An 11530-nucleotide genomic window follows, 5' to 3' on the forward strand; every position below is an offset into this window, starting at 1 on the left:
CCCAGAGTTTAGAATCGTGTGCCTGAACTAATTAATCCGATCGGCTAAGGCCTCTTTGACTGCTGCGCTTGCTCGCAACGAGCCATAGACTTTAATTGATTTGATCGTGGCTTGGGCTAACTCTGGTGAGATATCATTACTCAAAATCAGCAACCCTACTACCACAATTCGCGCTTGCTCATTATTGTGCTGCATGCGCTCCAAGCGCTCACGGTCAAATATAATCACCCCAATCACCGATGAGGTGCGCACAACCGCTTGCTTAATCGCCTCATCATGACCAGTGAGTTGGGTCCGAATCGCCGCGCGAAAAAAATCAGTTCGGCTCGAGTAAAACCCCTGATCAACCAATAAATCGATTTGACCAAGATCGACCACGCTTAGATTCATGGATACTTTTTCAATATCTGCCATATATCCTCCGTTTATATTCCAATTGGAATACAATGAGAATACAAAGGGATTATAAATTTGTCAAGCCCTAATTGCTAGGCGGACATAAAAGTAGCGATCGATTGATTATGTCAAATGAAATAACTACTATAAAAACTATTCAACCAAGCTTTCAGTAAATTGGCTTTTTAGCCAAGATTAAGCACTTTAACCAAAGCTATCTAGGTAAATCTGCCAAATTCTTCGGTTGAAACGAGCCAAAACTTACCAATTTTAGCGACGCGTTTGGGCAATTTTACTAAATAGCAATTAGGCAGCTTATTTATGCAATCTGCACAAATCATACTCCTTTAAGATCGTGCAATTTGTTGATTCAAGCCTATATTTGGATCAGGTATGCTTGGAGCTAGATAAATTCTTAGCATCGTGTTAACACCCAGTTAGCAAAAAACGGTTTTTGATTGTACGTTTTGTACAAGTGTCCAGCAAAAACCAACTTCAACCATTCAACACCCACAACCAACCGAGCACAACCAAACGATCCCCAGCGCTGCGGATCACGAGCGTTCAAGCAGTTCAGCGTCCGACATTCAGCACAAGTTAGGGAGACCGCGCAGCATGGATATGATTAACGGGGCAGATACCGTTTGGGTGCTTCTCTCAGCCGCTTTGGTTATGTTGATGACCCCAGCCTTAGGCCTCTTTTATGGTGGGATGGTTCGCCAGAAAAATGTGCTTTCAACCTTGATGCACAGCTTTTTTATGTTGGCCCTAATTAGTGTGCAATGGGTGCTGTTTGGCTATAGTTTGGCGTTTGGCCCTGATGTTGGCGGGGTAATCGGCAGCCTCGAATGGGCTGGCTTGCGCAATGTTGGCATCGAGCCAAACCCAACCTATGCGGCAACGATTCCCCATCAAGCATTCATGGTTTATCAAATGATGTTTGCCGTGATCACCCCAGCTTTGATTTCAGGTGCTTTCGCTGAACGCAAGCGCTTCAAATCCTTTGTGATTTTCTCGCTGGCTTGGTCAACCCTAATTTATGCTCCAGTAGCTCACTGGGTTTGGGCTGATGGCGGTTGGTTGCGCTCGCTGGGAGCCTTGGACTTTGCTGGTGGCACGGTCGTACACATCACCTCAGGGGTTTCGGCGCTGGTTTGTGCCTTGGTGCTTGGCCGTCGCTCAGGCTATGGCAAAGAAGCGATGGAGCCACACGACACGACCATGACCGTGATTGGCACAGCCTTATTATGGTTTGGCTGGTTTGGCTTCAATGCAGGTAGCTCGCTGGGTGCTGGTGGCTTGGCCGTTTCAGCCTTTGTCAACACCAACTCAGCCGCCGCCATGGCGATGCTGGCTTGGATGACCGCTGGCTGGATTCAACACAAACGCCCAAGCGTGCTTGGCGCTTCGGCTGGTGCAGTCGCTGGTTTGGTAGCAATCACGCCTGCCGCTGGCTTTGTTACTCCAATGGCCTCACTGATTATCGGCTTCTTAGCTGGTGGTATCTGCTACTTCGTGGTCGAAAACTTGGTGCGTGGTCGAGTTGACGATGCGCTTGATGTCTTCGGCGTACACGGTGTAGGCGGGGTGTTGGGGGCAATTTTGGTTGGCGTATTCGCCACCAAGAGCATCAATCCTGCTGGTGCTGATGGCGTACTCTCGGGTAATTTCAGCCAACTTGGCGTACAAGCGCTCACGGTTGGGATTGTAGCAATCTATGCAGCAGGCATGACCTGGGGCATTCTCAAAGTCGTCGATCTCTTGTTTGGCATTCGGGTTAGTGAAGCCGAAGAAGAACAAGGCTTGGATAGCAGTCAACATGGCGAAGTGGCCTATCGGATGGGAATTTAGTCATCGTTATTGATAAGGAGTTACACCATGGAATTTATCATTGCGTTGGTTTTGTTCGTAGCGTTGGTTGCCGTTTGGTTGCGCATGCCCCAAGGCGCTAAAGCCTAAATTACTCAACCAAATGCGGGCTATGGTTTCGACCATAGCCCGCATTCTAGTTTAATTGGCTTCCGCTTAGCCAAACCTGACTCCTGCACCTCAGCTAATTATTTGCGCCGTTCTCACAGCCTTCTTTGATCACAGCGATTTCGTCGGGCACTTCGACCGCCTCAACCGCGCCGCTGATAAATGGCTCAAAAAAGTTGGCAATAATCGCTTTAGCGGCTTCAATTTCGTTGGCGCGTTGTACATCGCGGCGTAATTGGTTGCTAGCATACAAGCCGATGCTGAATTGGCCGATCAATTGTTTAAGTTTACCCAGCGCTTGGCGCTCAACCATGGTTTCGGCACACATATCAACATAGCGCACCAGCAAATCGCGCTTATCGCTTGGCGTTGGCACAAACATGGGTTCGCCTGCCCGCAATTGAGCAATTTGGCGAAAAATCCATGGATTAGCCATAGCAGCCCGACCAATCATTACTGCTGCAACCCCAGTTTGCTCCAAACGCGCCAAAGCATCAGCTGGGGTGCGCACATCGCCTGAGCCAATTACTGGAATTGAGACGGCCTGAACCACCTCAGCAACCCGCGACCAATCGGCATCGCCGCTGTAGCCCTGCACTTTGGTGCGTGGATGCAAGGTAATTGCCGCACAACCAGCATCTTCAGCAATTTTAGCGGTATCAATATAATTTAGCGATTGCTCATCCCAGCCAGCCCGAAATTTGAGCGTAAACGGAATGTTGATCGCTGCATACACCGCTTTGAGCATTTGCTGCATTTTGGGTAAATCTTTGAGCAAAGCTGAGCCATGGCCGCCACCGGTAACTTTGGGCGAAGGACAGCCACAATTTATGTCAATTACATCGGGGCCAAGTTCTTCAACAAAGCGGGCGGCGGTTGCCACTAAATCAGGGTCGTTGCCCGAAAGCTGAATCGAAATTGGCCGTTCTTCGGGCAGATAATCCAGCAAACGATGGCGTTTCATGGCCTTGGGCGAAACACTGGCAGCATTGGTCATCTCAGAAACAACCAAGCCACAGCCACCCAACGACAACACCAACCGCCGAAAGACTGAATCGGTTACGCCAGCCATCGGGGCCAGCACCATGTTTGGAAAAATGCGCATTGAGCCAAGTTGAAATGATTCGGGCAATGCTTGGGTCAGAGTATCAGGCATAAGCTGCATCCATGTAATTGCGTTAATATGACAACAACGCCAGCATCAACCTGACGCTGGCATTGAAAAAGCCGTTTTTTGTATTATACGCCTATTCGCTAAGACTAGGATCAGCCAATTCGCGAATGACCCGACATGGATTGCCCGCTGCAAAGACATTTGCCGGAATATCTTTGGTCACCACACTGCCAGCGCCAATCGTGCTGTTATCGCCAATCGTCACGCCTGGGCAGATGATCGAGCCGCCGCCGATCCAAACATTTTTGCCAATCGTCACCGGAAAGCCTAATTCTGGCCCTTTGATCCGTTCACTCGCGATCAGCGGATGGCTGGCGGCATAAATTTGCACCGCAGGCCCGCACATCGTATTGTCGCCAATCGTAATGTAGTTACAATCGAGAATCACACAATTGGCGTTAAAAAAGACGTTATTACCCAAACGAATGTGCGCCCCGTAATCACAGAAAAATGGCGGCTCAATCCAAACATTTTCGCCAATTTGCCCAAACCACTCACCCAACAACGCTCGCGATTGCGCTGGCTGACCTGGCTCAATTGCATGGAATTGGCGACTCAAGCGACGGCTTCGCAGCGAAAGCGCCTGTAATTCAGGATCAAAGGCTGAATATAATTCGCCCGCCAACATTTTCTCACGTTCAGTTTTGCTCATTGATGCTCATCCTCAATAACGACATTGTTTAAATTTTAGCATACTGAAACGTTTTTGAAAATGATTCAGCCCTACGAACGATTAAGCCAGCGCTAAAACACTATCAAAGCCAATCCGTTTGCCAATCGAGCGAGCCAAGCTTGGAGTAAAGGCCGCCCGTACTACTAAGCGACTAAATTGCACGCCCAACCACGTCCGTGGCACAAAGGTTAAGGCAACTCGCCGTGCGCCAGCTTGTTTGCGCTCAACAAAGGGCCGCATGCGTTGCTCATAGGCCTGGAAAGCGGCTTGATGATCGGCAGTTTTGGCTAATTCTTCGGCTAGCACATACGCTCCGCCCATGGCAGTCGCCGCGCCTTGGCCAGAAATTAATGTCAAACAATGGGCAGCATCGGCCACCAAAGCTACCCGCCCTTGCGACCAACGCGGCATACGAATTTGGCTAATCACATCGCAATAAAAAGCACTTTGCTGATTAATCGAATCAATCAATTGGGGCACGAGCCAGCCTGCCTTGCGATATTCAGTTTGAAGCATGGCTTTGCGTTGATCAGGCGCTGGCAATTGGGTTTGCTGTCTCCGATAAGCTAGCATCATCAAAAAACCGCCACGCCGATCGGGGTAAATTGTTGCTTGGCGTTGTGGCTCGATCAACATCGTGGCATTCGCGCCATAATTCTCAAGTTGGGGCACTTTGAAGGTCGCAAACGTATAGCCCAAGGAGTGGGCAAACTGGCTTTCAGGGCCAAACAGCATTTGGCGCACCTGCGAATGAATCCCATCAGCGCCAATCACCAAATCGAATTGCTCAACCCGACCATCGTTGAAGCGCACTTCAACATACTCAGCATACTGCTCTAAGCGCACAATTGTGGTGGCATAATGCACTGGTAGATCGCTAGGCAAGGCATCAGCCAAAACTGCCTCTAATTCAGGCCGCATCAGGTGCAACATTGGGTGCGGCAAGGCTTCGCGCAAAGGAGCTAAAGGTTGTTTGACGATCGTTTGGCCTTGGCTATTTTTGAGCACCATTGATTCAACCTGAATTTGACGGCCTTCGAGTTCGGCCAAAATGCCCATACGCTGAGCCACATCCCAGCCACTGCCACTAAAATCGATGCCATAGCCCTCGTCGCGGCGCTGGGCTGCTTGCTCGATAATCGTGGGTTGTTCGCCATGATGCTTGAGCCAATAGCCAAGGGTCAAGCCTGCAATGCCCCCACCTACAATCAAAATTCGGCGTTTGTGCTGCATTGTTCTATCCTCAATAATAATTGACTGACCAGTCGGTATATTATTAAGTATAAACGGCTTTTTGCCGCTGTCAAGAGGAATGCCTCAAGCAGCTTATAGGCCAAACTAGTGAAATAATCCTCTAGAGGCAATTTTGTTCACCCTAGATGGGGTGCTAGACACACAAAAGCCCCACGATAGCAAAACTTATCGTAGGGCTTTTGGGCAACTATAGAAGGATCGGGGAATGTATCCTGTGTGGAACCTAGATGGCAGTCGTTCTCTACTTGTCTATCCCGCTACTGGCAGATCGACAATGAGGGCATCAGTACCGATCGACCGAATCTGCTCTGTGGACAACAACGTGCGACCACGCAAATCCTGTAACAATCCTTGTTTGAGTTGATAGCCAAGAATATGGCCACGCTCATCAATCTCCACATCGGCAACGGTTCCTAGTTGAGTTCCATCCGCCGTGAGGACGGTGGTTCCGGTAATTTGGTGGGCCTGTTTGATTAGGGCTGCCAAATCGGCATTCTCGCTAATCGGCGTGGTGATAGGATCGCCACCAACAAGCACGACATCACCAAGGCTCACAACCTGTTCCCAGCGAATTGCCTGGGCGGAACGCAACAAACCGCCGCGATCAGTTAGGATCGCCACCACGCGGGTTGGTGGTTGATCAAGGACGACATCTTGCACGGTGGCCATACGTTCCCCCGTAGCTTGGGCAATGACGGATTTTCCAAAAAGGCTATTGATAGTTGGCATAGATCCGGCTCCTTTCGAGTGCTCATGCGAGTTGCTGCTTGAGCTATAAAGCACATCGTGTTCCACGAATCGTCAATCATGGTTCTTTTGCAGGCACTATGCGAGGCGTGGATGAGGCAGGGCCGCTGACTGTTGCTAGGCTGCGCCAGCAGATTTAAGCGCGGGTTTTTTATCTATAAATAGTAATTTTAACAAATACTTGACAAATTCATTAAATTTCTATAAAATCTTTATAATTTCAATGAAATAAGTAAGGTTCAAGTCCATAGGCCAAGAAGTGACAATCAATGGAGGAATGTCATGAATGTTGCGTACCGAAGGACGGCCAAGCTCCGAGGAGCATTTTCGCTAACGATCACCCTCGCGCTCCTGGCGGGCATGTTGCTCACACGCGGCACACCAACGCAAGCGGCAGGCAATGCAGACTGTCGGCCTGATGGGATGGCTCCAACCGCTGGAGTCGATACGCCCTACTGTACCATCTACGATACTGCTGGCCGCGAGAAAATGGGCAGCGATCATCCCCGTCGGATCATCGGTTATTTTCCCAGTTGGCGCACTGGCACCAATGGACAGCCAGCCTACCTCGTCAACAATATTCCTTGGAACAAAATCACTCACATCAACTACGCTTTTGCCCACATTCAAAATAATCGCATCTCGGTGGGCAGCAACACCGCCACCAATCCCTCAATTGGCATGATTTGGCCAGGTGTAGCGGGCGCTGAAATGGACCCAGCCCTACCTTATAAAGGCCACTTCAACCTTTTGACCCAATACAAACGCCAAAATCCCAACGTCAAAACCTTGATTTCGGTTGGCGGTTGGGCGGAAACTGGTGGCTATTTTGGCGATAACGGCGATCGGATTAGCGATGGTGGCTTTTTCAGCCTAACCGTCAATGCCGATAACAGCGTCAATACGGCTGGCATCAATACCTTTGCCGATTCAGTCGTGGGCTTCTTGCGTGGCTACAATTTCAATGGGGTCGATATCGACTATGAATATCCAACCTCGATGAAAGACGCAGGCCATCCGCTCGATTGGGTATATGCTAACCCACGCCGTGCTAGCCTGATGAAAGGCTATGTGGTGTTGATGAAAACCCTGCGCGAGAAACTTGACGTTGCTGGGGCCGCCGACGGCAAATATTACATGTTGACGATTGCCTCGCCCTCATCAGGCTACTTGCTGCGCGGTATGGAAACCTACCAAGTAACTCAATACCTCGATTATGTCAATGTTATGTCGTATGACTTACATGGTGCTTGGAACGAGTATGTTGGGCCAAATGCTGCGTTGTACGATGATGGCACAGACGCTGAATTAGCGGCGGCTGGGGTCTACACCACCGCGCAATATGGCGGGATTGGTTATCTCAACACCGACTGGTCGTATCACTACTTCCGTGGCAGCATGCCCGCTGGCCGGATCAACATCGGCGTGCCGTATTACACCCGTGGCTTTAAAAATGTCACTGGGGGTACAAATGGTTTGTGGGGCAAAGCAGTTGGCTCAAATTGTCCAATTGGCTTGACCAAGTGTGGCGATGGTGCACGTGGCATCGACAATATTTGGCACGATATTGAAAATGGCCAAGAAGTCGGGGCTGGCGCAAACCCAATGTGGCACGCCAAAAACCTCGAACAAGGCCTTGCTGGCAGTTATATCAGTCAATTTGGCCTGAATCCAGCCACCGACCCCGAAGATCGCTTGACTGGTACGTATGTCCGTCATTACAGTAGCTCACTGGTTGCCCCATGGCTTTGGAATAGCCAAAAACGCGTGTTTATCTCAACTGAAGATGAGCAATCGTTGGGAGCCAAAGCTGATTATGTGGTCAACAAAGGCTTAGGCGGGATTATGTTCTGGGAGCTTTCGGGCGACTACGACTGGCACGCCGACCGCAACAATGGCCAAGGCGAATATTTCATGGGCGACACCATGACCAGTTTGCTCTACGACAAGTTCCGCAATGCCCCAGCCTATGGAGCCAATAAATCAAACCGCACATTGCCCAGCAACTTGCTCGATATCAAGGTTGATTTCACCAACTGGCCAATTGGCGATAACAATTATCCAATCAGCCCCAAAATGGTGATTACCAACAACTCAAATGTGACTATCCCAGGTGGGGCAACCTTTGAATTCGATTATGGTACATCAGCTCCTAACAATGCCAAAGATCAATCGGGCTTCGGCTTTACCGTCACCAGCAGCGGCCACACTGGCAACAACGTCGGTGGCTTACGTGGCGATTTCAACCATATTCAATTCAAATTCCCAGGCTGGCAAAGCTTGGCTCCAGGGGCAAGCGTAACGATTGATTTCGTCTACTACTTGCCAATGAGCACTCCATCCAACTGGACGGTCAACTTTGGTGGCACGACCTATGGCTTGATTAGCGATTACCCACGCGGCAATGTAGTTGTGCCAACGCCAACTGTGGGCAACCCAACCAATACTGCGGTTCCACCAACCAGCACGCCACGCCCGACCAACACCCCAGTTGGTCCAACTTCGACCCCAACTCGCACGCCGATCGCGACTGCCACCAACACGCCTGCACCAAGTGCCACCCCAACCCAACCAGGCACATGTACTGCGCCAGCGTGGGAAAGCAACAAAATCTATCTGCGTGGCGATGTTGTTTCATACAACAACCATCACTGGTTTGCCCAATGGTGGACGCAAAATGAAACACCTGGCAACGCCCAAGTTTGGCTTGATCAAGGCCTTTGTGGCGGTGGCAACCCAACCAATACACCAGTGGTTCCACCAACCAACACGCCACGGCCAACCAACACACCAGTGGTCCCACCGACCAACACGCCAGTTCAGCCAAGCGCAACGCCAACCAATACGACTGGAGTGCAACCATGGGCAGCCTATGTTAGCTACGCTGCTGGCGCGAAAGTCAGTTATAACGGCGTAACCTATACCTGTCTGCAACCACATACTTCATTGCCAGGCTGGGAGCCAAGCAATGTTCCAGCGCTCTGGCGAGCCAACTAGGTTTCGCCATTGTTCAACCACCCCCACCTGCGATCTAGGCCATCGCAAGTGGGGATTGGCTTTTTAGCACCAAAAAAACCACTCTCGCGCTAGGCCTTCGCGAGAGTGGTTTGCTGCTGTGTCAAACGATAGCGTTAATCTAGTTAGGCCGAATTGTTGGGGTTGCCGTCGAATTGCTTGGCGGCGGGGTTGGCAGCGGCGTGCTGGTTGGCAGCGGCGTGACCGTCGTTATATGTGGTGTGCGGGTTGGCAACGGCGTTGGCGTTGAATGACTTGGCGGTGGTGTCCGCGTTGGCGGTGGTGTTGCACACACTGGATTATTACATGGGCTTGGCGTTGCTGGTGGTGGAATAGTTGGTTCCACCGGATTACATGGGTAGCCATTTGGCACACAGGTTGGGGTTGGTGGCAACGCCGTTGGCAATGGTTCGCCCGTTGGTGGTGGCGTTGGGCACACAACCGTGCCACATGGGAATGGCGTTGCGGTTGGAGCTGGTGGTAGGGTTGGGCACACTGTGCTATTGCATGGATTTGGTGTGCTCGTTGGTGGTGGCGTTGGGCACACCGTGCTATTGCATGGATTTGGTGTGCTCGTTGGTGGTGGCGTTGGACACACAGCACCATTGCATGGCCGTGGCGTATTGGTGGGTACCGACGGCTGGGTTGGCGCTGGAGTTGGGTATGGCGCTACCACGGTTGGCTCTGGAATAAGCGGCGTAGCCGTTGGCCAAGTTGGATTACATGGATTGGTGGTGCTTGGCTCACAGGTTGGCACAGCCGTTGGTGGGCCTTGGGTTGGCACACGAGTTGGCCAAGTTGGATTACATGGATTGGTGGTGCTTGGCTCACAGGTTGGCACAGCCGTTGGTGGGCCTTGGGTTGGCACGCGAGTTGGCGGCACGCTTGGCCCACAGCCGCCAGTGCTGTTTGGCACACAGGTTGGCGGCACTTGGGTTGGCACGCGAGTTGGCGGCACGCTTGGCCCACATGGATTGGTTGTGCTTGGCACACAAGTTGGTCGTGGGGTTGCCGTAATACTTGGGTTACAAGGATTGTTGGCTGAACCTGGTTCACAGGTTGGTCGTGGGGTTGGCGGCACACTTGGATCACAATTGTTGGTCGTGCTTGGCACACAGGTTGGCGGCACTTGGGTCGCCACGCGGGTTGGCGGCACACTTGGATCACAATTATTATTAGCCGAGCCTGGAATACAGGTTGGCCGTGCGGTTGGTGGCACACTTGGATCGCACGGATTGGTCGTGCTTGGTTGGCAGGTTGGGCGAACCGTAGCAGCCTGAGTTGGCTGAGGTGTCCGCGTGGTTAATGCCGCTACTTCGCCATTATTACCAGTCTCGACGGGTTTGACCGCCCAGACTCCTCCGGCAATTAAGATCATCAGGCCCAAGGCAAAAGACCACATAACCATGGTTTTTGTTCGAATCATGGTGGTTACTCCAAGTTTGGTGCGGATAGATCGCACCTGTTCGGTCGTAAGTTGCAGTGTGGCGATTGGCAACTGTTCCAACAACTGACTGGTTGTTTGTTGCCGCAGCAACACTTGGCGACAAGTAGCACATTCAGCAACGTGAGTGTTCACCAATTGCCATTCATCCTCAGTCAGATGTTGCCAATCGCTGAGGAGCGGCTGAAGATCATGACACTTCATGGCCACGTTCCTCCTCGTATAAATTCCGAAAACGATCACGGGCCCGTGATAATCGTTTGCGGACTGCGCCTAATTCTTCACCATTTAATTTGGCGACTTCGGCTGGGCTACAGCCAGCATAGTGCACCATCAACAGAACTTCAGCATCTTGCGGCTTGAGTTTGGCTAAGCAGCCACGGATCGATTGGGTCGTCTCGACAGCTTGATCGAAGTTGGTGGTTTCGGGCTGCCAGCTGCGCATAAACCAACTCCAACGCCGCTGCCGACGCAGATGATCTAATGCAAGATTACTGGCGATCCGAAAGAGCCACGCTTGGGGAATGGCAGGCAAGAGCGCTGGGTCAAGCACCTTCATAGCGCGGAGGAAGGTTTCTTGCACCAAATCGGCTGCTTGTTCCGGCTGACCCACAATTCGCGTCAAGTAGCGAAACATGGCATCGTGATGGTCATCAAACCATTGGCTAATTACTTGGGTAACCGCCGTTTCACGTTCTGTTGTGTGCACATATGGAATAATCATAGGCTGCTTGCCCCGGCCGTAGCATGCTGTCTGCAATTAATGACGAACAGCCTGCCCAAAAGTGGACAGGCCTGCCCAAAATTGCTCAAAATTGACCAAAATTACCACCGGTATCGTTTTCGCAAA

General features: G+C 51.2%; 10 protein-coding genes. 2 read left to right on the top strand and 8 right to left on the bottom strand.

Translation table 11 applies throughout. The annotated features are described in order from the left end of the window. Nucleotides 1–27: 27 nt before the first annotated feature. Nucleotides 28–414: a CopG family transcriptional regulator gene (locus tag LCH85_16900; protein MCA0353673.1), complete on the bottom strand. Its 387-nt coding sequence runs from the start codon at nt 412–414 to the stop codon at nt 28–30. Between the two features lie 606 nt (nt 415–1020). Between LCH85_16900 and LCH85_16905 the strand changes: the two genes are divergently transcribed. After that, on the top strand, nt 1021–2247 hold the full coding sequence (locus LCH85_16905; protein MCA0353674.1) for an ammonium transporter: 1227 nt from the start codon (nt 1021–1023) through the stop codon (nt 2245–2247). A 6-nt stretch (nt 2248–2253) separates the two neighbouring features. Here the strand turns inward: LCH85_16905 and LCH85_16910 are convergent, their stop codons facing one another. From LCH85_16910 to LCH85_16930, 5 genes are all read right to left on the bottom strand, one after another. Beyond that, a complete protein-coding gene (locus LCH85_16910; GenBank protein ID MCA0353675.1) occupies nt 2254–2391 on the bottom strand; it encodes a hypothetical protein in 138 nt (45 codons plus the stop codon). 58 nt (nt 2392–2449) lie between these two features. Continuing rightward, a complete protein-coding gene (gene dusB, locus LCH85_16915) occupies nt 2450–3538 on the bottom strand; it encodes a tRNA dihydrouridine synthase DusB (protein MCA0353676.1) in 1089 nt (362 codons plus the stop codon). Nucleotides 3539–3620: 82 nt separating this feature from the next. Then, on the bottom strand, nt 3621–4199 hold the full coding sequence (locus LCH85_16920) for a sugar O-acetyltransferase (GenBank protein ID MCA0353677.1): 579 nt from the start codon (nt 4197–4199) through the stop codon (nt 3621–3623). An 81-nt stretch (nt 4200–4280) separates the two neighbouring features. Further along, nucleotides 4281–5453, bottom strand: a complete 1173-nt coding sequence (locus LCH85_16925) for an FAD-dependent monooxygenase (protein MCA0353678.1) — start codon at nt 5451–5453, stop codon at nt 4281–4283. 270 nt (nt 5454–5723) lie between these two features. Next, entirely contained in the window at nt 5724–6203 is a 480-nt protein-coding gene (locus LCH85_16930) for a PRC-barrel domain-containing protein (GenBank protein MCA0353679.1), read from the bottom strand. A gap of 300 nt (nt 6204–6503) precedes the next feature. Here LCH85_16930 and LCH85_16935 point away from each other — a divergent pair, with 300 nt between their 5' ends. Next, entirely contained in the window at nt 6504–9218 is a 2715-nt protein-coding gene (locus tag LCH85_16935) for a chitinase C-terminal domain-containing protein (protein ID MCA0353680.1), read from the top strand. Nucleotides 9219–9357: 139 nt separating this feature from the next. Here the strand turns inward: LCH85_16935 and LCH85_16940 are convergent, their stop codons facing one another. Further along, nucleotides 9358–10884, bottom strand: coding sequence for a hypothetical protein (locus tag LCH85_16940; protein ID MCA0353681.1), 1527 nt, complete (start codon nt 10882–10884; stop codon nt 9358–9360). Further along, nucleotides 10871–11389: an RNA polymerase sigma factor gene (locus LCH85_16945; GenBank protein ID MCA0353682.1), complete on the bottom strand. Its 519-nt coding sequence runs from the start codon at nt 11387–11389 to the stop codon at nt 10871–10873. Before LCH85_16945 ends, LCH85_16940 begins: the two co-directional genes overlap by 14 nt. Nucleotides 11390–11530: the final 141 nt, after the last annotated feature.

It is taken from the genome of Chloroflexota bacterium (assembly GCA_020161265.1).
In the GTDB taxonomy this organism is placed as follows: Bacteria; Chloroflexota; Chloroflexia; order Chloroflexales; family Herpetosiphonaceae; genus Herpetosiphon.